The 25,710-nt window shown below is 72.4% G+C and carries 22 protein-coding genes and 2 tRNA genes; 8 read left to right on the forward strand and 16 right to left on the reverse strand.

Annotation, left to right across the window (positions count from 1 at the left end; genetic code table 11):
* Nucleotides 1-73 precede the first annotated feature (73 nt).
* The 3 genes from ASG83_RS03990 to ASG83_RS04000 all read left to right on the forward strand — a co-directional run bounded on the left by ASG83_RS03990 (nt 74) and on the right by ASG83_RS04000 (nt 3,643).
* Nucleotides 74-709: a hypothetical protein gene (locus tag ASG83_RS03990; protein ID WP_055857439.1), complete on the forward strand. Its 636-nt coding sequence runs from the start codon at nt 74-76 to the stop codon at nt 707-709.
* A 127-nt stretch (nt 710-836) separates the two neighbouring features.
* Nucleotides 837-2,912, forward strand: a complete 2,076-nt coding sequence (locus ASG83_RS03995) for an acetate--CoA ligase (RefSeq protein ID WP_055857443.1) — start codon at nt 837-839, stop codon at nt 2,910-2,912.
* A 200-nt stretch (nt 2,913-3,112) separates the two neighbouring features.
* The gene (locus tag ASG83_RS04000; protein ID WP_055857447.1) at nt 3,113-3,643 is read left to right on the forward strand and encodes a MarR family winged helix-turn-helix transcriptional regulator; all 531 of its coding nucleotides are present in this window, start codon (nt 3,113-3,115) and stop codon (nt 3,641-3,643) included.
* Nucleotides 3,644-3,694: 51 nt separating this feature from the next.
* On the opposite strand, the gene ASG83_RS04005 is transcribed toward ASG83_RS04000, so the two are convergent.
* From ASG83_RS04005 to ASG83_RS04035, 7 genes are read right to left on the reverse strand one after another with little or no spacing between them, the layout of a single operon-like run.
* Nucleotides 3,695-4,471, reverse strand: a complete 777-nt coding sequence (locus ASG83_RS04005) for an enoyl-CoA hydratase (protein ID WP_055857449.1) — start codon at nt 4,469-4,471, stop codon at nt 3,695-3,697.
* Nucleotides 4,468-5,493: a 3-hydroxyisobutyrate dehydrogenase gene (mmsB, locus tag ASG83_RS04010; protein ID WP_082599143.1), complete on the reverse strand. Its 1,026-nt coding sequence runs from the start codon at nt 5,491-5,493 to the stop codon at nt 4,468-4,470. The genes ASG83_RS04005 and mmsB overlap by 4 nt, the downstream gene beginning before the upstream one ends.
* Nucleotides 5,490-6,608, reverse strand: coding sequence for an enoyl-CoA hydratase/isomerase family protein (locus ASG83_RS04015; RefSeq protein ID WP_055857451.1), 1,119 nt, complete (start codon nt 6,606-6,608; stop codon nt 5,490-5,492). Before ASG83_RS04015 ends, mmsB begins: the two co-directional genes overlap by 4 nt.
* Entirely contained in the window at nt 6,605-7,783 is a 1,179-nt protein-coding gene (locus tag ASG83_RS04020) for an acyl-CoA dehydrogenase family protein (RefSeq protein ID WP_082514821.1), read from the reverse strand. Before ASG83_RS04020 ends, ASG83_RS04015 begins: the two co-directional genes overlap by 4 nt.
* Nucleotides 7,780-8,733 carry a cytochrome b/b6 domain-containing protein gene (locus ASG83_RS04025; RefSeq protein WP_055857453.1) on the reverse strand — a complete coding sequence of 318 codons (954 nt, stop codon included), beginning with the start codon at nt 8,731-8,733 and terminating at the stop codon, nt 7,780-7,782. Before ASG83_RS04025 ends, ASG83_RS04020 begins: the two co-directional genes overlap by 4 nt.
* A 6-nt stretch (nt 8,734-8,739) precedes the next feature.
* Nucleotides 8,740-9,708: an electron transfer flavoprotein subunit alpha/FixB family protein gene (locus tag ASG83_RS04030; protein WP_055857454.1), complete on the reverse strand. Its 969-nt coding sequence runs from the start codon at nt 9,706-9,708 to the stop codon at nt 8,740-8,742.
* 9 nt (nt 9,709-9,717) lie between these two features.
* On the reverse strand, nt 9,718-10,512 hold the full coding sequence (locus ASG83_RS04035; protein ID WP_055857456.1) for an electron transfer flavoprotein subunit beta/FixA family protein: 795 nt from the start codon (nt 10,510-10,512) through the stop codon (nt 9,718-9,720).
* Nucleotides 10,513-10,797: 285 nt separating this feature from the next.
* On the opposite strand from ASG83_RS04035, the gene ASG83_RS04040 reads away from it, so the two are divergent.
* Nucleotides 10,798-12,471 carry a cell wall metabolism sensor histidine kinase WalK gene (locus tag ASG83_RS04040; protein ID WP_055857458.1) on the forward strand — a complete coding sequence of 558 codons (1,674 nt, stop codon included), beginning with the start codon at nt 10,798-10,800 and terminating at the stop codon, nt 12,469-12,471.
* A gap of 106 nt (nt 12,472-12,577) precedes the next feature.
* Here ASG83_RS04040 and ASG83_RS04045 read toward each other — a convergent pair.
* The 6 genes from ASG83_RS04045 to serS all read right to left on the reverse strand — a co-directional run bounded on the left by ASG83_RS04045 (nt 12,578) and on the right by serS (nt 17,604).
* Nucleotides 12,578-12,667: transfer RNA gene (locus tag ASG83_RS04045), tRNA-Ser, on the reverse strand.
* A 48-nt stretch (nt 12,668-12,715) separates the two neighbouring features.
* Nucleotides 12,716-13,993, reverse strand: coding sequence for an LCP family protein (locus ASG83_RS04050; protein ID WP_055857461.1), 1,278 nt, complete (start codon nt 13,991-13,993; stop codon nt 12,716-12,718).
* Nucleotides 13,994-14,007: 14 nt separating this feature from the next.
* On the reverse strand, nt 14,008-15,294 hold the full coding sequence (locus tag ASG83_RS04055) for an LCP family protein (RefSeq protein ID WP_055859236.1): 1,287 nt from the start codon (nt 15,292-15,294) through the stop codon (nt 14,008-14,010).
* Between the two features lie 37 nt (nt 15,295-15,331).
* Nucleotides 15,332-15,416: transfer RNA gene (locus tag ASG83_RS04060), tRNA-Ser, on the reverse strand.
* A 35-nt stretch (nt 15,417-15,451) separates the two neighbouring features.
* Nucleotides 15,452-16,342: an HAD family hydrolase gene (locus ASG83_RS04065; protein ID WP_235451375.1), complete on the reverse strand. Its 891-nt coding sequence runs from the start codon at nt 16,340-16,342 to the stop codon at nt 15,452-15,454.
* Nucleotides 16,339-17,604, reverse strand: coding sequence for a serine--tRNA ligase (gene serS, locus ASG83_RS04070; RefSeq protein WP_055857463.1), 1,266 nt, complete (start codon nt 17,602-17,604; stop codon nt 16,339-16,341). The genes ASG83_RS04065 and serS overlap by 4 nt, the downstream gene beginning before the upstream one ends.
* 72 nt (nt 17,605-17,676) lie before the next feature.
* Here serS and ASG83_RS04075 point away from each other — a divergent pair, with 72 nt between their 5' ends.
* A complete protein-coding gene (locus ASG83_RS04075) occupies nt 17,677-18,813 on the forward strand; it encodes a diacylglycerol kinase family protein (RefSeq protein WP_082599068.1) in 1,137 nt (378 codons plus the stop codon).
* On the opposite strand, the gene pheA is transcribed toward ASG83_RS04075, so the two are convergent.
* Entirely contained in the window at nt 18,810-19,760 is a 951-nt protein-coding gene (gene pheA, locus ASG83_RS04080; RefSeq protein ID WP_055857465.1) for a prephenate dehydratase, read from the reverse strand. The two genes, ASG83_RS04075 and pheA, sit on opposite strands and share 4 nt — an antisense overlap.
* A gap of 222 nt (nt 19,761-19,982) precedes the next feature.
* On the opposite strand from pheA, the gene pgm reads away from it, so the two are divergent.
* Together pgm and ASG83_RS04090 are read left to right on the forward strand one after the other, a co-directional pair.
* Nucleotides 19,983-21,593, forward strand: a complete 1,611-nt coding sequence (gene pgm / locus ASG83_RS04085) for a phosphoglucomutase (alpha-D-glucose-1,6-bisphosphate-dependent) (protein WP_055857467.1) — start codon at nt 19,983-19,985, stop codon at nt 21,591-21,593.
* Nucleotides 21,577-22,827, forward strand: coding sequence for a MalY/PatB family protein (locus ASG83_RS04090; RefSeq protein ID WP_082599070.1), 1,251 nt, complete (start codon nt 21,577-21,579; stop codon nt 22,825-22,827). Before pgm ends, ASG83_RS04090 begins: the two co-directional genes overlap by 17 nt.
* A 33-nt stretch (nt 22,828-22,860) precedes the next feature.
* Here ASG83_RS04090 and ASG83_RS04095 read toward each other — a convergent pair whose 3' ends face one another.
* Together ASG83_RS04095 and ASG83_RS04100 are read right to left on the reverse strand one after the other, a co-directional pair.
* On the reverse strand, nt 22,861-23,328 hold the full coding sequence (locus ASG83_RS04095; protein ID WP_156710940.1) for a hypothetical protein: 468 nt from the start codon (nt 23,326-23,328) through the stop codon (nt 22,861-22,863).
* Nucleotides 23,329-23,391: 63 nt separating this feature from the next.
* Nucleotides 23,392-24,195 (reverse strand): D-alanyl-D-alanine carboxypeptidase family protein, encoded by an 804-nt coding sequence (locus ASG83_RS04100; protein WP_055857471.1) that lies wholly within the window; start codon nt 24,193-24,195, stop codon nt 23,392-23,394.
* Nucleotides 24,196-24,406: 211 nt separating this feature from the next.
* On the opposite strand from ASG83_RS04100, the gene ASG83_RS04105 reads away from it, so the two are divergent.
* Nucleotides 24,407-25,699 (forward strand): ABC transporter substrate-binding protein, encoded by a 1,293-nt coding sequence (locus ASG83_RS04105; RefSeq protein ID WP_235451374.1) that lies wholly within the window; start codon nt 24,407-24,409, stop codon nt 25,697-25,699.
* The last annotated feature ends 11 nt before the right edge of the window (nt 25,700-25,710 follow it).

A 25,710-nucleotide genomic window follows, 5' to 3' on the forward strand; every position in this document is an offset into this window, starting at 1 on the left:
CCAGTGTGCCGGGCGGACCGCCCCCGATCGGGAGCGGCCCGGCACGGATACGGACACGAAAGGGGTTCATCCCATGAACGCATTCACCTCCAGGAAGACCATCGTCGGCGCCTCCGCCCTCGCTGTCACCGGACTCGTGACCGCGGGCTTCGCCGCTCCGGCGTTCGCCGACCACGCTGGCTCGACCACGTCGACCACCGAGTCGACCTCGACGGTCACCGAGGGCCAGCTGACCAACGACCTGCTCGGCGACATCACGGGTGAGACCACGATCGCCGACCTGCTCGACGGCTCGGTCGACGGCCTCATCGGCGACATCTCCGGCGGTAGCGCGAGCACCGGCGGCATCGGCATCGACGGCCTGCTCGGCGACATCACCGGCGGCGACGTGACCGGCGGCGACGCGGCAGTCGGCTCCATCGGCGGCGACACGGCGATCGGCAACGGCGACATCAGCAACGAGAGCCCCGTGGTCGTGGCCCCCGAGGTCGGCGACGTCGCCTCGGGCAACGCGATCGGTTCCGGCAACGACGTGAGCGCCCCCATCGGCTCGGGCAACGAGACGAACGTCGACCTCGGTGACGTCGTCGACGTGAACGACCTGGTGGACGTGAACGACATCGTCGACTCGACGCTCGACGAGGTTGACGTCGACGGCATCGTCGACGACGTCATGGGCGAGATCGACCTCGACTCGTTCTTCGACTGATCCCCCTGCAGCACGACCCGGACGCGGGGCCCGCCAGCGCATGGCGCGGGCCCCGCGTTCGCTGCGTGACGCCGCATGACGCCCCGACCTGCGGCGGTCGCGCGGGCCGCCTAGCGTGGAATCCACGATGAGCTCGCGCGAAGCACCCGCCCCCGTGCCCTCCACCACGGTGCACGACTCCCGGCGCTTCCCTCCCTCCGCCGAGTTCGTCGCCCAGGCGAACGTCACGCCGGCCGACCTCGCGGCGCTGCCCGTCGATCCGCTCGCTTTCTGGGAGCAGCAGGCGCACCGCCTGCCCTGGGCCCGGCCGTGGGACTCGGTGCACCACTGGGTGCCGCCGAGCGACGACGACCCGGCGAGCCCGCGGGCCACCTGGTTCGCGGGGGGCGCGCTCAACGCGAGCGTCGTGTGCGTCGACAGCCACGTCGACGCCGGCCGCGGCGAAACCGTCGCGCTGCACTTCGAGGGAGAGCGCGGCGACCGCGAGAGCGTCACCTACGGCGAGCTGCAGCGCCGCGTCGCCCAGGCGGCGCACGCGCTCGAGGCGCTCGGCGTGGAGGCCGGCGACCGCGTCGTCATCTACCTGCCGGTGCTCGTCGAGACGGTCGTCGCGGCCCTCGCGGTCGCGCGCCTCGGCGCCGTGCACTCGCTCGTCTTCGGCGGGTTCTCGGCGGAGGCGCTGCGGTTCCGCGTCGCCGACACCGGCGCGAAGGTCGTCATCGCGAGCGACGGGCAGTTCCGCCGCGGCTCCGCGGTCGGCGTCAAGGCCATCGTCGACGAGGCCGTCGCGGGGCTCGACCACGTCGAGCACGTGCTCGTCGTCCGGCGCACCGGCGACGAGACCCCGGGCACGCCCTGGGTCGACGGGCGAGACGTCTGGTGGCACGAGGCGGTGGATGATCAGCCCGAGGAGCACGTGGCTCCCGAGCTCGACGCCGAGCATCCCCTCTTCATCACGTACACGAGCGGCACGACCGGGCGGCCGAAGGGCGTCGTGCACTCGACCGGCGGCTATCTCGTGCAGGCGAGCTGGTCGCACTGGGCGGCGTTCGATGCGAAGCCGGACGACGTGTACTGGTGCACCGCCGACCTCGCGTGGGTGACGGCGCACACGTACGTGCTCTACGGTCCGCTGTCGAACGGCGCGTCGATCGTCATCGCCGAGGGCTCGCCCGACCACCCGGCGCCGACGCGGCACGCCGAGATCATCGAGCGGCTCGGCGTGACGGTCTACTACACGGCGCCGACGCTCATCCGGACGTTCATGGCGCGCTTCCCGGACGGCTTCCCGTCGACCTTCGACCTCTCGACCGTGCGGCTGCTCGGCACGGTCGGCGAGGCGATCAACCCCGAGGCGTGGGTGTGGTTCCACGTGGCTCTCGGCGGCGGGCGGGCGCCGATCGTCGACACGTGGTGGCAGTCCGAGTCGGGCGCCGCGATCGTGTCGACCCTGCCCGGCGCGCACGAGGGGGTTCCGGGGGCGGCGGGCGTCGCGCTGCCGGGCCTCGCCGTGCGCGTGGTCGACGAGCAGGGGGCGGATGTCGCGCCCGGTTCGAGCGGGTACATCACGATCGAGGGTCGCTGGCCCGCGATGGCGCGCACGGTGTGGGGCGACCACGACCGGTATCGCGCGGCGTACTGGAGCCGCTTCTCCGCGCACGGCCTCTTCTTCGCGGGCGACGGCGCGACGATCGACGAGCGCGGGTACGTGCGCCTCCAGGGCCGCGTCGACGACGTCATCAACGTCTCGGGGCACCGGCTCTCGACGATCGAGATCGAGTCGGCGCTCGTCGCGCACCCGCTCGTCGCGGAGGCCGGCGTCGTGGGCGTCGCCGACGCGGTGACGGGGCAGGCGGTCGCGGCGTTCGTCGTGCCGGTGAGGCGGCCGGGGTCGGACGCCGCGGACGCGGGCGCCGGCAGCGCGGGTGCTGGCGGCGCGGAGGGCCCCGCTCTCGACGTCGCCGCGTGGCGCGCGGCCGCGGCGGATGCCCGGGCCGAGCTCACCGCGCACATCGCGCGGGTCATCGGCCCGGTCGCGAAGCCCAAGCACGTGCTGCTCGTGCCCGACCTGCCCAAGACCCGGTCGGGCAAGATCATGCGCCGGCTGCTCGGCGACGTGCTCGACGGGCGCGAGCTCGGCGACACGACCTCGCTGCAGGACGAGTCGGTCGTCCCGGTGATCGCGGCCATCGCGCGCGGGTAGGCGCGCGGATCGGGGTCGGCGGGCGCGAGTGTCGCCCGGTCGCGATGCGCAACTCAGGAACCGCGGAAGCCGATCCGCACTTCTCCGAGCCTGCCGGCCACGAACCCGTCGATATTCCTGAGTTGCGCATCGGGTACGGCGGGCCAAGAGCCGCCGCCCGGCAGCCGCCCACCGCGCACCCCCGCGACTACGCTCGAGTCGTGCCCGAGCCCCTGCCGATCGACCCGCTCGCCGAGGCGCGTCGGCAGTGGATCGCCCACGGCTGGAGCGACGCCGCCGACGGCATGACCCTCGTCACCTCGATCATGCGCGCGCACCAGCTGCTGCTCGCCCGCGTCGAGGGCACGCTCAAGCGCTTCGACCTCTCCTTCGCGCGCTTCGAGCTCCTGCAGCTGCTGAGCTTCACGAAGGACGGCATCATCCCGATGGCGAGCGCGACCGCCCGACTGCAGGTGCACCCCACGAGCATCACGAACACCGTTCAGCGCCTCGAGCGCGACGGCCTCATCGCGCGCGAGCCGCATCCGCGCGACGGGCGGGCATCCATGCTGCTGCTGACGGATGCGGGCCGGGCCGTGGCGGCGCAGGCGACGGCGGCGCTCAACTCAGAGGTCTTCACCGAGCCGGGGATGCCGCGCGACGACGTCGCGTCGATCGTGCGCGCGCTCGCCCGCTTCCGGGAGAGCGCGGGCGACTTCGTCACCCCACCGCCGGCGCCCGATCCGCTCTAGCGACCTCGGCCGCCGGCCTGCCCGCGCGTGCAGCCCCGGCAGCGCGGCCGACTACCGGTGCTCGAACCGCGCCTCGCGCTTCTCGACGAAGGCGGTCATTCCCTCCTTCTGGTCGGCGAGGGCGAAGCCCGCGTAGAACAGCTGCCGCTCGACGCGCACGCCCTCGGCGAGGGACGACTCGAACGCGGCGTTCACCGCGGCCTTCGCCGCCTGTGCGACGGGCTTCGACTTCGACGCAACGATCTCGGCGAGAGCCATCGCCTCGTCGAGCAGGGACTCGGGGGCGACCACGCGCGCGACGAGACCGGTGCGCTCGGCCTCGTGGGCATCCATCATGCGGCCGGTGAGGATGAGCTCCATCGCCTTGGCCTTGCCGATCGCCCGGGTGAGGCGCTGCGTGCCGCCGATGCCGGGGATCACGCCCAGGTTGATCTCCGGCTGGCCGAACGTCGCGGCCTCCGAGGCGATGATGAGGTCGCACAGCATTGCGAGTTCGCATCCGCCGCCGAGGGCGAACCCGTTGACGGCCGCGATCACGGGGGTGCGGACCGCCGCGAGGGCGTCCCACCCGGCGAAGAGCCGCTCGCGCGAGACCTGCTCGTAGGTGGCGCTCGCCATCTCCTTGATGTCGGCGCCGGCGGCGAAGGCCCGCCCCGCGCCCGTGATGACGATCGCGCCGATGCCGGGGTCGGCATCCCACGCCTGCGCCTGGTCGACGACCTCGGTCATGAGCTGCGAGTTGAGCGCGTTGAGCGCCTCGGGCCGGTTGAGCGTGAGGAGGCCCACGCGTCCGCGCTGCTCGGTGAGGATGGTGCTCGTGCCGGTCATGCGGTCGGTCCTTCCGGGGAGGCGCTGACGCCCCCGCTGCGCTCTCGGATGTCGGTGATGATCGCCGAGAAGTCTCGCATCGCTCCGTCGCCGGCGGCGAAGCGCTTGTAGATCTCTGCGGCGAGCGAGCCGGCCTCGGCGTGGACGCCGGTCGACGCGATGGCCTGGGCGGCGAGGTCGAGATCCTTCGCCATGAGGGCGCTCGCGAAGCCGGGCTGGTAGTCGCGGTTCGCGGGGCTCGCCGGCACGGGGCCGGGCACGGGGCAGTTCGTCGTGAGCGCCCAGCACTGCCCGCTCGCGTTCGCGGCGACCTCGAAGAGCGAGTCGTGCGTGAGCCCGAGCCGCTCGCCGAGCACGAACGCCTCGCTCACGGCGATCATCGACACCCCGAGGATCATGTTGTTGCACACCTTCGCGGCCTGGCCGAGGCCCGGCCCGCCGCAGTGCACGACGCGGCGCCCCATCGCCTCGAGCAGGGGTCGCGCCTCGGCGACGTCGGCGTCGTCGCCGCCGACCATGAACGCGAGGGTCGCGGCCTCCGCGCCCATGACGCCGCCCGAGACGGGGGCGTCGATGCTCCGGTGGCCCGCGGCGACGGCGAGGTCGTGCGCGCGGCGGGCGTCGTCGACCGCGATCGTCGAGCACTCGATGAAGAGCGTGCCTGGGGCGGCCACCGCGAGCAGGCCGGCGTCTCCGCCCCCGTCGCCGCTGCCGCTGTAGGCGCTGAGAACGTGCCGGCCCACGGGCAGCATCGTGATGACGACGCGCGCCCCCGCGACCGCCTCGGCGGCCGACGCCGCGATCGGCACGCCGGCCTCGTGCGCGTGCCCGACGGCCTCGGCAGAGAGGTCGAACCCGCGCACGTCGACGCCCGCGCGCGCGAGGTTCGCCGCCATCGGCGCCCCCATGTGCCCGAGCCCGATGAACGCGACCGGCCCGGTGGCCGCCGCCCCGCCGACTGCTCCGTCACGCGCGCTGCCGACCGCGCCGTCGACCCCGCCGGATGCTCCCTCGCTCGTCATGATGCCTCCCACTCCCCCGTGCCGAATCTGACCCGCTCGGCCTCGTCGAGCGGAGCGAATGCCGCCTCGACCGCGGCCGGATCGACCTCGGAGAGCGTCGGCGGGCTCCACCGCGGCGAGCGGTCCTTGTCGATGACCTGCGCGCGCACGCCCTCGGCGAAGTCGGGCGCCGCGAGCGCGCGCAGCGCGGCGCGGAACTCGAGCGCGAGCGCCTCCTCGAGCGACCCCGCGCGCGCGGAGCGGCGGAGCGCGGCGAGGGTCACCGCGATGGCGCTGGGCGAGCGGGCGGCGAGTGCATCGGCGGCGGCGTTCGCCGCCTCGTTGCCGGATGCGCGCATCCGCCCCATGATGACGCCCGCGTCGTCGCCGGCGTACGCCTCATCGATCCACGCGCGCTCCTGCAGCAGCGGGGCCGCGCCCGCCGGCTCGGCGAACTCGGCGATCGTCGCGTCGACCGCCGCCGAGGGGTCGCCCTCGACGGCCGGGTCGAGGAGCTCGAGCGCGGCGATGAGCTCCCCCAGCGCGCGGCTGGGCACGCGCACGTCGGCGAGCCCGACCGCGATCGCGTCGTCGGCGCCGATCATCGTGCCGGTGAGCGCGAGGTGGGTGCCGAGCTCGCCGGGCGCGTGCGAGAGCAGCCACGTGCCGCCGACGTCCGGGACGAAGCCGATGCCGGTCTCGGGCATGCCGATGCGCGAGCGCTCGGTGACGACGCGGTGCGAGCCGTGCGCCGAGATGCCGACGCCGCCGCCGAGCACGATGCCGTCCATGAGGGCGACGTAGGGCTTCGGGTAGCGGGCGATCGCGGCGTTGAGGCGGTACTCGTCGCTCCAGAACGCGGCGGCCGCGGCTCCTCCGCCGGCGCGCGCGTCGGCGTGCAGCGTCACGATGTCGCCACCCGCGCACAGTCCGCGCTCGCCCGCGCCGACGACGGCGACCGCGAGCACGTCGTCGCGCGCAGCCCACTCGTCGAGCGCGGCGCGCATCATGACGACCATGCCGTGCGTGAGCGCATTGAGGGCGCGGGGCCGGTTGAGGGTCAGCAGGCCGAGCGAGCCGCGCACCTCGACGATGAGCTCGGGCTCGCCGCCGTGCGAGTCGGCGACGCCGCTCACGAGACCTTCTCGAGCACGCTGCGGCCGATGATGAGCTTCATGATCTCGTTCGTGCCCTCCAGGATCTGGTGCACGCGGAGGTCGCGCACGACCTTCTCGATACCGTACTCGGCGAGGTAGCCGTAGCCGCCGTGCAGCTGCAGGGCGGCGTTCGCGGCCGTGAAGGCGACGTCCGTCGCGAAGCGCTTCGCCATCGCGCAGTGCGCGGCGACGTCGGGATGCCCGCTGTCGATCGACTGCGCGGCGCTGCGGAGGAGCAGGCGGGCGGCCTGCAGCTCCGTCTCCATGTCGGCGATCGTGAACACGAGCGACTGCTGCGTCGACAGCGGAGCTCCGAACGCGCGCCGGGTCGAGATGTGGCGCACCGCGCGGTCGAGCGCCCACTGGGCGCCGCCGAGCGAGCACGCGGCGATGTTGAGGCGGCCGCCGTTGAGCGCCTTCATCGCCATCGTGAAGCCCTCGCCCTCGGCGCCGAGCCGGTCGGCGGCGGGCACGCGCACGCCGTCGAGGATGACGGGGCGGGTGGGCTGGGCGTTCCAGCCCATCTTGACCTCGTTGGGCCCGAACGACAGCCCCGGTGCGTCGGCGGGCACGATGAACGCGGTGATGCCGCCGGGCCCCGCCTCGCCCGTGCGGGCCATGACGATGTAGACGTCGGTGCTGCCGGCCCCGGAGATGAACTGCTTCACGCCCGTCAGGATGTAGTCGTCGCCGTCGCGCACCGCGCGGGTCGCGAGCGCGCCCGCGTCGGAGCCGGAGTCGGGCTCGGTGAGGCAGTAGCTGCCGAGGTGCTCCATGCTCGCGAGCCTCGGCACCCAGCGCTCGCGCTGGTCGTCGTCGCCGAAGGTGTCGATCATCCAGGCGACCATGTTGTGGATGGAGATGTAGGCCGCGATCGTGACGTCGCCCTTCGCGAGCTCCTCGAAGATGAGGGCGGTGTCGGCGCGCGTGAGCTCGGTGCCGCCGACGTCTTCACGGACGTAGATGCCGCCGAAGCCGAGCTCGCCCGCGGCGTGCAGCACGTCGAGCGGGAAGTGCTTCTCGCGATCCCACTCGATCGCGTGGGGCTCGAGCTCCTGCTGGGCGAAGTCGCGCACCATCTCGACGAGCGCCTGCTGCTCGTCGCTCAGGCCGTGGGCGGGCGCCGCCATCGGGGCGTCGTTGAGCAGGGTCATCGGGTGACCTTTCCGGTGAGGGAGGCGACGGGTCGCAGGAGGACGGGCCGGGCGAGGAACCACGCGGCGACCATGACGACGATCGAGGCGGCGAAGACGCCGAACCCGATCCACGAGTCGTCGTCGCGCGCGGCGTACATGTGGTTGAGGTTGCGCAGCGCCCCCGTCGAGAGGACGAGGGCGACGTGGACGACGATGAACGCCAGGAAGACGAGCATGACCGGGAAGTGCACCGCGCGCGCCCACTCGAGGGGGAAGGCGCGATTGCGGCGAGGCGCGTTCGCGGGCCACGCCCCGGACATCCGGAGCCCCGTGATGATGGCGAGCGGCGTGACGACGAAGACGATCGCGAAGTAGCTCAGCTGCTGGAGGCTGTTGTAGTTGACCCAGCCGTTCTCGACCGGCCAGGTGAGCGAGAGGTACTGCAGCAGCGCGGAGGCGGCGTTCGGCACGACCTCCCACGTCGTCGGCACGATGCGCACCCAGTGCCCGGTCGCGAAGGCGAGCACGAGGAAGACGATGCCGTTGACGACGAGCAGCGCGTCGAGGGTGAGGTGCAGCCAGAGCTCGAGCGTGATCTTCTTCGGCGGATTCTTGGTGCGCAGGGGGCCGGAGTTGTTGCGCGTCCAGTGCCCGGCGGGGCGCTTCGCGGTGCGCACCTGCCACCCGGTGCGGATGATGAGCAGCAGGAACAGGCTCGACAGGAAGTGCGTCGCGTTGAGCCACACCGGCAGCCCGACGGGTGCGCCCTCGGGCAGCTCGGTCTCGCCGGGGTAGCGGGCGATGAACTCCTGCACGGCGGGGAGCTCGCGCAGCGCGCGGGCGGCGACGACGAGCAGGGCGAGGCCGACGATCGCGATGAGGATGCTCACGACGAGCTTCTTCGGACGGCGCGGCCCGCGGCCCTGCGTGCCGCGCGCCGTGCTCGGGCGTCCGGTGGTGGTGCTCATGCTCGTCTACCTCCGCGACTCGAGGGCCGACAGCAGCTGCGGCACGACCTGGAAGACGTCGCCCACGATGCCGAAGTCGGCGACCTCGAAGATCGGCGCCGAGGCATCCGTGTTGATCGCGACGATCGTCTTCGCCGTCTGCATGCCGGCCTTGTGCTGGATGGCGCCGGAGATGCCGAGGGCGATGTAGAGGTCGGGGGCGACGGTCGTGCCGGTCTGGCCGACCTGCGCCGTGTGGTCGATGTAGCCGGCGTCGACGGCGGCGCGGGAGGCTCCGACGGCGCCGCCGAGGGCGTCGGCGAGCTGCTCGACGAGGGCGAACCTCTCGGGCGAGCCGAGGCCGCGACCGCCGGCGACGACGACCTTCGCGGTGCGCAGCTCGGGGCGGCCGGAGGGGCGCACGGGCGTCGATGACTCGATCGTTGCGACCGCACCCGTGACCTCGACGGCGAGCGTCTCGACCGCGGGGGCGTCGACGGCGGCGGCGCGCGCATCGATCGCACCCTGGCGCACGGTGACGATCGGCAGGCCGCCCTCGACCGCGGAGGTCGTGGAGTAGGCGCCGCCGAAGACAGAGTGGGTCGCGACGACGCGGTCGCCGTCGAGCGCGACGGCCACGGCGTCCCACGCGAGAGCGCCGCTGACGCGGACGGCGAGCCGGCCGGCGACGTCGCGGCTCTCGATCGAGTGGGCGAGGAGGACGACGCCGGGCTGCTCGCGCTCGACCGCGGCGGCGAGCGCCGAGACCTGCGGGGTCGCGATGACGGAGTCGACCTCGGCGGCCTCGGCGATCAGCACGCGCGTGGCGCCGAGAGAGCCGAGGGCTCCGGCGAGCGGGGCGGTGTCGGCGCCCGGGCCGACGACGACGAGCGCGACGGCCTCGCCGAGGGCGGAGGCGGCGCCGAGAAGTCCGGCGGCCGAGTCGGCGGGGGCGCCGTCGGCGGTGAGCTCGATGTGGACGAGTGCGGTGGTCATGGCGGCCTCCTAGACGAGTCGCTGCTCAGCGAGACGGCGTTCGATCAACCAGCCCGCGAGCTTCGTGCCCGCGTCCCCCTCGTCGACGATGGGGTCGGCTCCGGTGCGGCCGGGGCGCTGCTCGCAGGTCAGCACGACGGAGGAGGCGCTCGAGCGCGACCCGGCGAGCGCGGGCTCGAGGTCGGCGAGCGGGTGGGAGGCGACGGGCTTCTTCTTGGCGCCCATGATGCCCTTGAACGACGGGAACCTCGGCTCGGGCATCCCCTCGGTGATCGACACGATCGCCGGAAGCGGTGCGCTCACGACGCTCGTCGCGGTCTCGGTGGCGCGCTCGCCGCGCACGCGGCCGCCGTCGATGCTGAGCTCGCTGACGAAGGTGAGAGCGGGGAGGCCCAGGTGCTCGGCGAGCATCGCGGGGATCACGCCTCCGCGGCCGTCGGTCGACTCGTTGCCGGCGATGATGAGGTCGGCGCCCGCATCGCGCAGGGCGGCGGCGAGGGTCGCGGCGGTCGTCATCGCGTCGGCCCCGGCCAGCGCGTCGTCGACGAGGTGGATGCCCGAATCGGCGCCCATGGACAGCGCCTTCTTGATCGCGCCCGTCGATTCGCTCGGACCCATCGTCAGCGCGACGACCTCGATCGACTTGTCGCGGTCCTTGAGCGCGAGGGCCGCCTCGAGGGCCCGCTCGGTGATCTCGTCCACGACCCGTTCGCTCGCGGAGCGGTCGAGCCGCCCGGTGACGGGGTCGAGCACGCGCTCCTCCCAGGTGTCGGGCACGTGCTTGATCAGGACGATGATCCTCATGGGAACTCCCTCGTTCTGCGCTCTCGCGAGCGCGGCGCCTTGTGGGCGACCGCCACGATACTCGGGCGGCAGAGGAAATGCTAGGGGTTCCTCGTATCTGCAGTGCGGAAGAACGAGAAAGGCCCTCNCTATCCATTGAGCTACGGGCGCACTGTCACTTTCGCGACTGAGCGAGCATATCAGCGACGCGGAAGGGTCGCGAATCGTGGGGTCCGCCCGAGCGTCGAGCACTCCTCGAACCCGCCCGACCCCTACGCTGGGCGACGCACCGACGAAGGAGAACGGGTGACCGCGACCACCGATGGCCCCACGCTCGACGACCGGCCGCTCGTCAGCCCGCGCTACACGGCACGGCTGCTGCAGGGCACGTTCGCGCTGCTGTTCGCGCTCGCCTCGATCATGGTGCTCGCCCTGGAGCCCCAGATCGTGCTGCAGCCGCTCTACGCGATCGGCGCGAGCCTCATCGCCGCCGCCACCGCACTCCCCTTCCTGCCCGCGTTCCGCGCCTCCTACTACCGGCCGTGGATGCTCGCCATGCCGCTCCTCGACTTCGCCGGGTTCCTCTTCGTGCGGCTGGAGGGCACGGGCGGCGTGGCGAACCCGATGGTGATGATGCTGGCGCTCCCCGCGGTCTGGGTCGGGCTCGTCAAGTCGAAGGCCGCGCTCGCCGCCCTCGGGCCGGCAGTCGTGGTCGTGATCGTCCCCGACCTCGTCCTCCTCGCCCGCGGATCACTCGATGAGGAGCTTTCCGATCGCGCCGTGATGCTCGTGGCGATGTTCCCCATCGTGATGATGTTCGCCGCGGGCGCCTCGTACGCCATGTCGTCGATCCTCGCCGACCGCCAAGTCGATCTCGCCGCCGAGCAGAGGCGTCGCGCGGAGGCCGCCGCCGACGCCGAGCGGGCGCGGAACCTGCTCGACGCGGTGCTCGACACCATCCCGGTGGGGGTCGTCGTGATGACCCCGGATGGCGGACGCGTGCTCATGAACCGCCGCCTGCGCGAGAGCCCGGAGCTGACGGCCGATGGCGCCGACCCGTGGGAGTCGATCCAGGACGTCCGCGCCCTCATGGTGGACCGCGTCACGCGGATCGAGGAGTCAGAGTCGGCGTTCCAGCACGCTGCGCGCGGCGAGACCGTCACCGACCGACTCATCTGGGTGGGGCTCCCCGGGCAGCAGCAGTACGCCCTGTCGGTGTCCGCGGGCCCCGTGCACGCCGACACCGGCGAGCAGCTGGCCAACGTGCTCGTCGTCAGCGACGTCACCGACTTCATGCATGCCCTCGAGGCGAAGGACGCCTTCATCGGCACGGTGTCGCACGAGCTGCGCACCCCGCTCACGACCCTCTCGGGCTTCGTCGAGCTCCTGATCGAGCGCGAGCACGAGTTCGGCGACGACGTCCGCTCGTGGCTGCAGGTCATCGATCGCACGGTGCGGCGCCAGCACATGCTCGTGCGCGACCTCCTCGCCGCCGCAGCGTCCCGCACCGCACCGATCGTCATCGACCGGCAGCCGAGCAACCTCGCGGCCATCGCGCACGAGGCCGCTCTCGCTCTTCGCAGCGAGGCCGAGCAGAAGAGCATCTCGATCGAGGTCTCGGGCGAGGCGACGGGGAGCATCGACGCCCTCCGCATGGCGCAGGTGGTCGAGAACCTCCTCACGAACGCCGTCCGCTACACGCCGGAGGGCGGCAGCGTTCACGTCTCCGTCGCGGAGGACGCCGAGCACCTGCACCTCGTCGTGAGCGACACCGGTCTCGGCATCGCCCCGGAGGATCAGGAGCGGCTGTTCGAGCAGTTCTTCCGCGCGGCCGAGGCGCGGGCATCCGCCATTCGGGGCATCGGGCTGGGGCTCGCGATCGTCAAGACGATCGTCGACGCGCACGGCGGCGACGTGGCCCTCGAGAGCGAGCCGGGCCGCGGCACGACCGTGACGGTCCGAATCCCCCACCCCGCCTAACCGGGCGGAGCGGGCCGGCGGCGCAGTAGACGCGGACGGAAGACTGCCCGACCCCGTCATGAGGCGTCTCGCCGCAGAAGCGGCGGCGAGACAAGATGATACGGCGCGGAGACGGAGGGATTTGAACCCTCGGTCCCCTAAACGGGGACTCCACCTTAGCAGGGTGGTGCACTCGGCCGGACTATGCGACGTCTCCTGGCGTGAGCCTCCACCACTATAGCCCGTGCGGGGCGGATGCTCGTCCTCAGTCGTTCGCGGCCGAGCAGCGCCGATCGGCCGCCGTCTGACCCGGCACGTTCTCGAGCACCTCGGGCGTCGGCGCCGCGCTCGGCGAGCCTGACGGTGCCGGCGACGGGTCGGCCGATGCGGACTCCGACGGGGCCGGCTCGGCCGTCGCCTCGCCCGAGGGGCTCGGGGCGGGAGCGGGCGCGTTCGGGTCGGCGACCGTCCCGCTCTGCGGCTCATCGGGGATGAAGCGCTCGTCGCTCTCGATGAGGCGCATGAGCTCGGCCGCCTCGTCCTCGAGCGGCAGCACGCGGCCCTCGAGCTCGCCCGAGAGCACGATCTCGCCGGGGTACTGCACGAAGACGATTTTCTCCGTCGGCATGTCGGCGAGCACGCGCGCCATCGCGACCATCGTGTCGAGCGGCCGCAGGCTCGTCGAGAGCTGCATCGACTCGGTCGTGACCTTCGCGAGGCCGTAGAGCGCACCGAGGTCGGTGAGGACGCCGTCGCTCTGCACCTTGCGGATCATCGACGACAGGTAGACCTGCTGGCTGGAGATGCGGCTGAGGTCGCCGCCGTCGCCGACTCCGTAGCGCGTGCGGAGGAACGCGAGGGCCTGGTATCCCTCGACGGTGTGGGTGCCGGCCGTGGGCAGGTCGAGACCGGTGTACGGGTCGGAGATGGGGGCGTCGATGCAGACGTCGACGCCGCCGACGGCGGAGGACATCCGCGCCACCCCGTCGAAGGAGATCGTGCCGGCGTACGGGACCTCGAGCCCCGTCAGCTGCTCGACGGTGTCGACGACGCACGGGAGCCCGCCGAGCCCGTAGGCGGAGTTGATCTGCGCGAGCTCGAGGGGGCCGCTGGTCGTGCCGTCCTCCGCCTCGCACGCGGGGATGGGCACCATGAGGTCGCGCGGGATCGACACGGCGACGGCCGACTGCTGATCCTCCGCGACGTGCACGAGCATGTTGACGTCGTTGAGGGTCGTCTCGCGCTCGGCGGCGTCGGCCTGACCCGCGGCGTTGTCGACGCCGACGATGAGGACGTTGAAGCCGCCCTCCCACTCGCCCACCGTCGGCACCTCGCCGCCGAGGTCGACCGATTCGATCCCGCTGTCCAGCTGGTAGGCCGCGATCGCGGCGACGGATGCTCCGCTCACGAGCACGACGGCGAGCACCCCCGCCACCGCCGACAGGGCCGTGCGCCACCCCGATGAGCGCTTCAGGCGGCCGTGGCGGACCTCGGCCGCCTCGGCCCGGAGGCCGGAGCGGTCGCGACGTCTCGACTCGGTCATCGTCGCGACCCGCCTCAGTTCGCGACCGAGCAGGTCTGCTGCGCGGCGGTCTGGCCGAGCACGCCCTCGAGCACCTCGGCCTCGGCGGGCTCCTCGCCGGGCAGCGGCGGGACGGTCGGGGAGGCGCTCGGCGCGGGCTCGGCGGTCGCGGTCTCGCTCGGGGCGGGCTCGGGCGCGGCGGGCGCGTTGGGGTCGAGCGCGGCGCCGTTTCCGGTGGCGTCCTCCGCGAGCAGGAACGGCTCGTCGGCGCGGATCTTCTCGAACAGCTGCTCGGCGAGGTACTCCACGGGCGCCGCCTTGTTGGCGTACACCCCGTCGAGGCCGGTCGTCGCCGGGTACTGCACGAAGGTGATGCGCTCGGTCGGGATGTCCTTGAGCACGAGGGCCATCGAGACCATCGTGTCGAGGCTCGCGAGGCTCGACGACAGCGACATCGCCTTCGTCGCGACCTGGGCGAGGCCGTAGAGCTTGCTCGGGTCGGTGAGCGTGCCGCCGCTCTGCAGCGTGCGCATGAGCGAGGACATGTAGACCTGCTGGCTGGAGATGCGGCTGAGGTCGGAGCCGTCACCGACGCCGTGCCGCGTGCGGAGGAACGCGAGCGCCGTGTAGCCCTCGACCGTGTGGGTTCCCGCGGTCGGGAGGTCGAGACCGGTGTACGGGTCGTCGATGGGCGCGTCGATGCACACGTCGACGCCGCCGACGGCGGTCGACATCATCGCGACGCCGTCGAAGGAGATCGTGCCGGCGTAGGGGATCTCGAGGCCCGTCAGCGCTTCCGCCGCGAGCACGACGCAGTTGAGGCCGCCGACGCCGTACGCCGCGTTGAACGGCTGCGCGCTCATCGCGTAGGAGGTGCGCCCGTCGGGCAGCGGGCACTCGGGGATCGGCACGACGAGGTCGCGCGGGATCGACACCGCGACGGCGGACTGCTGGTCCTCCGCGACGTGGACGAGGATGTTGACGTCGTTGAGCGTGGCGCCGTCGCGCTCGGCCTCGTCGCGCTGGCCCTCGGCGTTGTCGACGCCGACGATGAGGACGTTGAATCCGCCCTCCCACTCACCGACCGTGGGGATCACGCGCTCCTCGCCGTTCGCGCCCGTCAGGACCACCTCGTCGATGTTGGCGTCGAGCTGGGTGAGCGTGATGGCGGCGACGGAGACGCCGCTGACGAGCACGATCGCGAGCGCGGAGGAGATGACGGCGAGCGCGGTCCGCCACGCGGACGACCGGCGCAGGCGCCCGTGACGGACGTGCGCCGTCGGCAACGAGCGGATCGACCGATCCCGCACTCGCTCCGTCATTCGCACTCCCCCGGGCACGGCGCTGACGCCGTCGCGGCGGAGGGCGTGGGATTCGAACCCACGAGACATCTCTGCCCACTGGTTTTCAAGACCAGCTCCATCGGCCGCTCGGACAGCCCTCCTTGGACACCAAAGTGCGATTCTAGCCCGAGACCGGCTAAGAATCGCCTGGTCGGTCTGCTCCCGAACGAGGGGCACCCGCGGAGCGCAGGCTCGCGAGGGCGCGAGCGAGCCCGTCGGCGGTGTCGCGCTCGGTGACCTCGGAGGCCGCCTCGACGACCTCGGGCGGGGCCTGACCCATGGCGACGCCGCGGCCGCCGAGACCCGCGGCCCACGCGAGCATCTCGATGTCATTGCGGCCGTCGCCCACGGTCATGACGCGCTCCCCGGGAATGCCGAGGGCATCCCGCACGCGCTCGAGGGCCGTGGACTTGTTGACGCCGTCGGGCGCGATGTCGAGCCAGGCCGTCCAGCCGACGTTGTAGCTGACCTGATGCAGGCCCATGAGCTCGACGGCGGCGAGGAACTCCGACATCGCGTGGCCGGGCGAGATCACGACGACGCGCGTCGCGGGCTCGGCGCAGAGCTCCTCGAACGGCACCTCATGGCTGATCGCACCGAGCGCGCCGTCCGGGAACCAGCCCGTGTAGCGGTAGACGCCCGTCTCGTCCTCGACGGCGTAGTTCGCCTGACTCAGATGCGGGCGGATGCGCGTGAGGACGTCCGTCGCATCGAACGTCTCGACGCGGTGGCGCCGGTACCCCGTGGGGGCCTCCGGGTCCCGCCGGAGCGTGATCGCTCCGTTGGAGCACACGACGTAGTCGGGCGCGATGTCGAGGCGCTCGAGCACGGGCAGGGTCATCGCGACCGAGCGGCCCGTAGCGAGCATGACCTCGTGGCCGGCGTCGCGCACGCGGTGCACCTCGCGCCGGACCGCCTCCGACAGCGTGCCGTCCTCGTGCAGGACGGTGCCGTCGATGTCGAGCGCGACGAGCCAGCGGTCACCGGCGGGGATGCTCGCCGCGGGGTCGCTCGTCGCCGCGCTCACGCGGTCGGCTCCAGAACGGCGAGGCCGCCGAGGTAGGGCTGCAGCGCCTCGGGCACGGCGACCGACCCGTCGGCGCGCTGGTGGGCCTCCAGGATGGCGACGATCCAGCGCGTCGTGGCGAGCGTGCCGTTGAGCGTCGCGACGGGGGCGGTCCTCCCGTCCTCCTGACGGAAGCGGGTATCGAGGCGTCGGGCCTGGAAGGTCGTGCAGTTGCTCGTGCTCGTGAGCTCGCGGTACGCGCCCTGCGTCGGCACCCACGCCTCGACGTCGAACTTGCGCGCGGCGCTCGTGCCGAGATCGCCGGCCGCCGTGTCGATGACGCGGTAGGCGAGGCCCAGCGCCTGGAGCATCCCCTCCTGGAGCGCCAGAAGGCGCTCGTGCTCGGCCTCCGCGTGCGCGGGGTCGATGTAGGTGAACATCTCGAGCTTCTGGAACTGGTGCACGCGGATGATGCCGCGGGTGTCGCGCCCGTAGCTGCCGGCCTCGCGGCGGTAGCAGGTCGACCAGCCGGCGTAGCGCAGCGGCCCGGCCGACACGTCGATGATCTCGCCCGCGTGGTAGCCGGCGAGCGCGACCTCGCTCGTTCCCGTGAGGTAGAGGTCGTCGGCCGGCAGGTGGTAGATCTCGTCGGCGTGCGCGCCGAGGAACCCGGTGCCGCTCATGATCTCGGGCTTCACGAGCGTCGGGGTGATGAGGGGCGTGAAGCCGGCCTCGAGCGCCCGGTCGAGGGCGAGGTTCATGAGCGCGAGCTCGAGGCGCGCGCCGACGCCCTTGAGGAAGTAGAAGCGCGAGCCGGAGACCTTGACGCCGCGCGGCATGTCGATCGCGTCGAGCAGCTCGCCGAGGGCGAGGTGGTCGCGCGGCTCGAAGTCGAAGACTGGTTTCTGCCCGACCTCGCGGAGGGTGACGAAGTCGTCCTCCCCGCCCTCGGGCACGCCGGGCAGCACGACGTTCGGGATGGATCCGGCGATGCGCGTGAACGCCTCGTCGGCCTCGGTGGCGGCGAGCTGGGCGGCCTTGACGCGCGCCGAGAGCTCCTGAGCGGCGGCGACGAGCGCGGCCTTCTCCTCCTTGGGCGCCTGCGCGACGCGCTTGCCGTGCGCGTTCTGCTCGGCCCGCAGCGCCTCGAAGGCGGTGATCGCCTCACGCCGGGCGCGGTCGGCGGCGACGGCCTCGTCGACGAGCTCGACCGACGATCGCCTCGCCCGCTGGGAGGCCGAGACGACGTCGGGGTTCTCACGCAGCAGCTGGGGGTCGATCACTCCCCTAGTCTGGCACGCGCTCGGCGCGCGACCCCTGCGCCCACCGGGCCCCGATGCTCTAGCCTGACGACCATGAGCACCCCTCGCGCCGATTCCGCGCGCGCCCGCGCGGCCATCGTCTACAACCCGATCAAGATCGATGAGGATGCCCTGCGCACGGCGGTCGCCGCCGCCGAGTCCGAGCACGGCTGGGCCGCATCGCTCTGGATCGAGACCAGCGTCGACGACCCGGGTGCGGGGCAGGCGCGCACCGCCGTCGACGAGGGCGTCGACGTCGTGCTCGCCGCCGGAGGCGACGGCACCGTCCGCGCCGTGGCCGAGGGGCTGCGCGGCACGGGCACCCCGGTCGCCCTGCTGCCCGCCGGCACCGGAAACCTTCTCGCCCGCAACCTCGACCTGACGCTCAACGACCTCACCGGCTCGGTGCAGACGGCCTTCGCGGGCGCCGACCGCGCGATCGACGTCGGGGTCGCCGACATCGTCGACGGCGACGGCGAAGCCTCGACGCACGTGTTCGTCGTCATGGTCGGCGTCGGCCTCGACGCCAAGATGATCGCCGCGACCAACCCCGAGCTGAAGAAGAAGGTGGGCTGGCTCGCATACGTCGAGGCGGTCGCGCGCATCTTCAAGGACGTCAACGCGCTGCGCGTCACCTACTCGCTCGACGGCGCGACGAGCCGGTCGACGACCGTGAGCACCCTCCTCATCGGCAACTGCGGCATCCTGCCGGGCAACGTGCCGATCCTCCCCGACGCCAAGATCGACGACGGCCTCATCGACATCGTCGCGATGCGCCCCAAGAACGTCCTCGGCTGGATCCGCATCGGCACGACCGTCATCTGGGAGAACGGCGTCCTGCGCAAGACGCGGTTCGGTCGCCGGCTCATCGCCGCCGACAGGAGCGTCCGCCCGCTGCGCTACTTCCAGGGCCGCCGCGGCGACCTCCGCTTCCGCGGGCCGGAGGAGTTCGAGATCGACGGCGAGGAGATGGGCAGCATCGTCCAGCTCGCCGTGAGCGTCGACCCCGCCTCGCTCATCGTGCGCGTTCCGCGCGACGCCGACGTGCACTCGGCCAAGCCCGACGCCGAGGCGGAGGCGGAGGCGAAGCAGATCGAGGTCGAGCACCAGGGCCGCGCCGCCGCCGCCGACATCGGCGAGCCGCAGCGCTCCGACTCGGGCGTTCCCGCGACGCTCGGCGAGGACGTCTAGGCCGGGGCCTCGCCGCTGAGGATGCCGCGGAGCCAGCCGCGGGCATCCATGAAGACGTCGTCGCCGTACTGCGAGACGACCTCGATCTGCTGCTGGTCCGCGCGCGGGTAGGAGCCGAGGAACATCACGTTCGGGCTGAACCGCTTGAGACCGAGCAGGGCGTCGGCGACGCGCTCGTCGCGCACATGCCCGTCGAGATCGATGACGAAGCGATAGCGGCCGAGAGCGTCGCCGATGGGCCGCGACTCGATGAGGCTCATGTTGACGCCGCGCGTCGCGAACTGCTCGAGCATCTCCAGCAGGCGGCCCGGCGCGTTGTCGGGCAGCTCGACGATGACGCTCGTCTTATCGGCCCCGGTGCGCTCGGGCAGGCCGAGCGTGCGGCTCACGAGCACGAAGCGCGTCACGGCGTTAGGGTTGTCGCCGATCGACTCGGCGAGCACCTCCAGATCGTGATGCTCGGTGATGCCGGGCGGCGCGACGGCGGCCTCGGCGAGCGCCGACTCCAGCAGTCCCGCGGCCGCGGCGACGTTCGAGGCGGCCGGGATGTGCCCGTGACTGGGGATGGCCGATTCGAGGAAGCGACGGCACTGCGCGTAGGCGACCGGGTGCGCGGACACGACCCGGACATCCTCGATGCGGGTGCCCGGCCGGGCGACCAGCACGAAGTTCACGGGCACCAGGTACTCGCCGATGATGCGCAGGCCCGGGATGGTCGCGAGGGCGTCCTGGGTGGCGCTCACCCCGCCCTCGACGGAGTTCTCGATCGCGATCATGGCCGCGACGCTGCGCCCCGTCATGACGTCGTCGAACGCCTCGCCGACGTTCGCGACGCTGCGCCACACGGCGCCCTCGGCCTCGGGGACCTGGCGGAGGGCCTCCCACGTGAACGTGCCGACGGGGCCCAGGTAGCTGTAGGCGGGCGGGCTGTCGGGGGCGGCGCTCATGCTCCGCAGTCTACGGGCGGGGTCGCGGGCGGCCGCGCGGGCGGCGGTGCCGATCGGGGACGGGGTCGGTCGACGAGGCGGATGCCGAGGGCCCCGGCGGATGCCGTGGGCCGCGGCGAGGGTGCTCACGCCCGGGCGCCCTTCATTTGGTCGACGGGGCGCGACTGCGAGGAGCCCGCGAGACACTGTGCCCGGCGCCGCCCGCGGTGGTTGGATGAGCGCATGACCCGCGCCGGAACCCCCGCCCAGTCCTCCGACCTCGTCGACGTCGACGCGCTGCTCGCGGCGTACCACGATCGGGTCCCGGACCTCGACGACCCGGCGCAGCGCGTGGTCTTCGGCACGAGCGGTCACCGCGGCTCGAGCCTCGACGGCGCCTTCACCGACACCCACATCGCCGCGATCACGCAGGCGATCGTGGAGTACCGCGCGACCCAGGGCACGAGCGGGCCGATCTTCGTCGGCGCCGACACGCACGCGCTGTCGATCCCGGCGCAGCGGACGGCGCTCGAGGTGCTCGCCGCCAACGGCGTCGCGGCGTTCGTCGACGCGAACGACGGCTACGTGCCGACCCCCGCGCTCAGTCACGCGATCATCACCCACAACCGCAGCGGCCTCGCCGACGCCGACGGCATCGTCATCACGCCGAGCCACAACCCGCCCCGCGACGGCGGCTTCAAGTACAACCCGCCGCACGGCGGCCCGGCCGACTCCGACGCGACGAACTGGATCGCCGACCGGGCCAACGCGATCATCGCCGACGGCTCGCGCGACGTGAAGCGCGGTGCCGCGATCGAGACGCACGCCTACGACTACCGGCTGCACTACGTCTCCGACCTCGCGTACATCCTCGACATCGATCGCATCCGCGAGGCAGGCCTGCGCATCGGCGCCGATCCGCTCGGCGGCGCGAGCGTCGAGTACTGGCAGTTCATCGCCGAGCACTACGGCCTCGACCTGACGGTCGTGAACCCGTTCGTCGACCCGGCATGGGCGTTCATGACGCTCGACTGGGACGAGAAGATCCGGATGGACCCGTCGAGCCCGAGCGCCATGGCGAGCGTGCTCGCCCACCGGGACGACTACGCGGTGCTCACCGGCAACGACGCCGACGCCGACCGGCACGGCATCGTCACGCCCGACGGCGGACTCATGAACCCCAACCACTACCTCGCCGTCGCGATCGAGTACCTCTACACGCACCGGCCCGAGTGGCGCGCCGACGCGGCGATCGGCAAGACGCTCGTCTCGAGCTCGATGATCGACCGCGTGGCCGCCGGTCTCGGCCGCCGACTGCACGAGGTGCCGGTCGGCTTCAAGTGGTTCGTGCCGGGCCTCATCGACGGCTCGGTCGGGTTCGGCGGCGAGGAGAGCGCGGGCGCGAGCTTCGTGCGCCGCGACGGCAGCGTCTGGACGACCGACAAGGACGGCATCCTGCTCGCCCTGCTCGCGAGCGAGATCACCGCCGTCACCGGGTCGACGCCGTCGCAGCTCTACGTCGGGCTCACCGAGAGGTACGGCGCGCCCGCCTACCAGCGGGTGGATGCCGCGGCCACCAAGGAGCAGAAGGCGAAGCTCTCGAAGCTGTCGGGCGATGCGATCGCGGCCGACGAGCTGGCCGGTGAGCCCATCACGGCCCGCCTGTCGGAGGCGCCGGGCAACGGCGCCGCGATCGGCGGCGTGAAGGTCGTCACCGAGAACGCGTGGTTCGCGGCGCGGCCGAGCGGCACGGAGGACGTGTACAAGATCTACGCTGAGTCCTTCCGCGGCGAGGATCACCTGCGGCAGGTCCAGAGCGAGGCGAAGGCGATCGTCGATGCCGCCCTCCGCTGAGTCGGCCGGTGCGGGCCTCGACCGCGCCGAGCCCCCCGCCCCGGCCCTCGACCCCGCGCTCGCCGCCGAGCGCGCGGCGCTCTTCGCGCGGTGGGATGCGCTGACCCCCGACGAGCTCTCCGCGCGCGGCGGCATGAAGTGGTCGATGCACCCCGGCACGGTCGGCGCGTGGGTCGCCGAGTCGGACCTCGGCACGGCTCCGGCCGTGGCATCCGCCCTGCACGCCGCGATCGACGCGGGCCAGCTCGGCTACCTGCCGCCCGCGATCGGCCGCGAGATGTCGCGCGAGACGGCCAGGCTGATGCGCGAGCGCTTCGACTGGAGCGTGCCGTCGAGCCGCGTGCACCCGATCGCCGACGTCATCAGCGGCCTCGAGCTGACGATCGAGCACTACTCGCGGGCGGGCTCGGCGGTCGTGGTGCCCACCCCGGCGTACATGCCGTTCCTCACCGTGCCGATCGCGCTGGGCCGGGAGGTCATCGAGGTTCCGCTCGCCGCGCACGCAGGCCGGCAGACGCTCGACCTCGTCGCGATCGAGGAGGCTCTCGCCGACGGGGCAGGCGTGGTCGTGCTGTGCAACCCGCTCAACCCGGGAGGGCGCGTGTTCGAGCGCGCCGAGCTCGAGGCGCTCAGCGAGGTCGTCGAGCGGCACGGAGCGACGGTGTTCGCCGACGAGATCCACGCGCCGATCGTCTTCGACGGCGCGCATCACGTGCCCTACGCGAGCATCTCGGAGGTCGCCGCCGGGCACGCCGTCACGGCGGTCTCGGCGTCGAAGGCCTGGAACCTGCCGGGCCTGAAGACCGCGCAGCTCATCACGTCGAGCGACGCCGCCGAGAAGACGTGGGAGGCCCTCGGGCCCCTCGCGAGCCACGGCGCGAGCACCCTCGGAGTGATCGCCAACACGGTCGCCTACCGCGACGGGCGCGACTGGCTCGACCACACCGTCGCCTACTACGACCGCAATCGCCGCGTGCTCGGAGAGCGCCTGGCCGAGCTGATGCCCGAGGTCGGCTACCGCGCTCCGGAGGGCACCTACATCGCGTGGCTCGACGTGCGCGCTCTCGGTCTCGGCGATGAGCCCGCGACGCGGCTGCGCGAGCGCGCCGGCATCGCGCTCACCGACGGGCGCGCGTGCGGCGAGGTCGGTGCCGGCCATGTGCGCATGATCCTCGCGACGCCCACACCGATCGTCGAGCTCATCGTCGAGCGGATCGCGGCCGAGGTCCGCTGAAGGTCGGCAGGGCGCCTCGGCAGGTGGCGAACCTCACGCCACCGCGGGAATGTACGGCTCGAGCCACTCGAGCGTGCCGTTCCTGACCGGCACGGGCGCCGAGTCGGTCTCGCCCTCGACGGTGAACGTGAGCTCGATACGAGCGCCGGGTCGGTCATCCGCGGTGTCGAGAACGACGACGTTCTCTTGGAAGGCGAACTGCTGGCCCGGCAAGAGCATGACGTCGGTGGAGTCGTCGGCATCCGCAATCGTGACGTCGATGGTCTCGTTGGAGAAGTTGGTCAGCACCCCCATCAGTCGCGCAGGCTCGCCCTCGCCGCGCGTGACGACGAGCATGTTGTCGAACGACACGGGCCCGACCTCGGCATTGGTGCCGAGGTTGACCGCCTCAAGATCCTCGAGGCGCTCCGAGACGTCCGGAGCGCAGCCGGCGAGCCCGAGCAGCGATGCCGTCATAGTGCCCGCGATGAGCATTCGGTGATGGGTTCTTGTCGTAGCCATCGGGCGAGCGTAGTCAGCTTCGGCTGACGCGAACGAGGTCGTTGCGGGACTGTGATCGGCCGGTCACCCCGCGTAGTCGGGCGCGGCCGGCAGGCCGAAGAACTCCTCGAGGGTGCGGATGCCCGTCTCGTGCAGCTCGGCCGCGAGCTCGGGCCCCACGTACCGGTAGTGCCACGGCTCGAACTCGTACCCCGTGACGGGCGTCGCTCCCTCCGGGTAGCGCAGGTGGAAGCCGAAGCGCCAGGCGTTCTCGGCGAGCCACCGCCCTTGAGCGGTGTCGGCGAAGCACTGGTCGAGCGTGCAGTCGGCCGGCACCGCGCTGAAGTCGATCGAAAGCCCCGTCTGGTGCTCGCTGTGGCCGGGCCGGGCGCTCGTCCGGTCGGCGGCCTCCTGCCCGAGCTGCGCGACCCAACCGGCGTAGACGCGCTGCTGGCTCGCGTAGCTGCGGTAGCTGCTCTGCGCGGCGAGGGCGATGCCGTCGGCGGCCGCCGCGGCGACGAGCTGCTCGGCCGCGGTCGCGGCCTCGTCGCGCAGCACCGGCTCGTACACGTACGGGATCTCCGCCGTGCGCAGATCGCCGGGCGCGAAGTCGAGCGGCTGCAGCGGGCGCCGCTTGTTGGCGACGACCCACAGCGACGCGGGGTCGTCGATCGAGCGCGCGGCGCGATCGAAGGCGGCCGACGGCTCCGGCGTCGGCGTCGGAGCAGCGGTCGCCGTCGGCGACTGCACCGGTGCGGGGATGCCCGTGGCCGTCGCCGACGGCCCCTCCGCCCCCGGGCCCGCGCCCTGCGCGCACCCGCTCAGGGCGACCGCGACGGCGAGCACGATGACCCCCTGACGGGCGCGGACGGAGGGGTGGCGCGGCATGCGCCCGAGTGTAGCCGCGGCCGCGACACGCCGACCGCGGCGTCGCGGGAGGAAGCCCTCTGACCGGGGATTTCACACGCATCCCAGAATCGTTGTTGACATCTCTGCAACGGCGGGCCTACGGTGGCCGCAATTGTGAGAGCGCTCTCACGCCCTGCTGATGAGAGCGCTCTCACCACCCCGCCCCACCCCCACGCACAAAGGAGTGACCGTGAAGATCTCACGACGCCGCAGCACCGCGGCCGCCGCCCTCGCCGGCGCGACGGCCCTGACCCTCATCGCCACCGGCTGCGCGAGCACCGGCGACGCCGACCCCGCCGGCAGCGGGAGCGACGGTGAGATCACCCTCACCCTCGCGACGTTCAACGACTTCGGGTACACCGACGAGCTGCTGAAGCAGTACGAGGACGAGAACCCCGGCGTCACGATCGTGCACAACAAGGCCGCGACGTCGAACGACGCCCGCGACAACTTCTTCACCAAGCTCGGCGCGGGCTCCGGTCTCGCCGACGTCGAGGCGGTCGAGATCGACTGGTTCGCCGAGATGATGCAGTACTCCGACCTGCTCACCGACCTCTCGAGCGACGACGTCGCCGACCGCTGGGTCGACTGGAAGACGGACGCCGCCACCGACGCCGACGGCCGCCTCGTCGCCTACGGCACCGACATCGGCCCGGAGGCCGTCTGCTACCGCAGCGACCTCTTCGAGGCCGCCGGCCTCCCGACCGACCGCGCCGAGGTCGCCGAGCTCCTCGACGGCGACTGGGACCGCTACTTCGAGGTCGGCCAGCAGTACGTCGACGCGACCGGCGCGGCCTGGTTCGACTCGGCCGGCGCGACCTACCAGGGCATGATCAATCAGGTCGAGTTCGCCTACGAGCAGGAGGACGGCACGGTCATCGCGACCGAGAACGACGAGGTCAAGGGCATCTACGAGCAGGTCCTCGAGGCCAGCGCCACGCAGTCGGCCCACCTCGGCCAGTGGAGCGACGACTGGTTCGCCGGGCTCGCCAACGGCGCCTTCGCGACGATGCTCTGCCCGGGCTGGATGCTCGGCGTCATCTCCGGCAACGCCCCCGACGTCACGGGCTGGGACGTCGCGAACGTCTTCCCCGGCGGCGGCGGAAACTGGGGCGGCTCGTACCTGACCGTCCCCGCCCAGGGCGAGAACACCGAGGCCGCGGCGAAGTTCGCCGCCTGGCTCACCGCGCCCGAGCAGCAGCTCGCGGCCTTCGAGGCCGCCGGCACCTTCCCGAGCCAGGTCGACGCCTACGAGAGCGACACCCTGCTCGCGGCGACCAACCCGTACTTCAACGACGCCCCCGTGGGCGAGATCCTCATCGAGCGCTCGCAGGCGATCGACGTCGCTCCGTTCAAGAGCGTGAAGTACTTCCCCATCAACGACGCGATGCAGAAGGCGCTCACCCGCGTCGACTCCGACAAGACCCACACGATCGAATCGTCGTGGGAGCAGTTCGTGGCCGACGTGAGCGCGCTCGGCTAAGCCGAGCCGCA

Origin of the sequence: Yonghaparkia sp. Soil809, from assembly GCF_001429705.1 — a bacterium.
GTDB lineage: Bacteria > Actinomycetota > Actinomycetes > Actinomycetales > Microbacteriaceae > Microcella.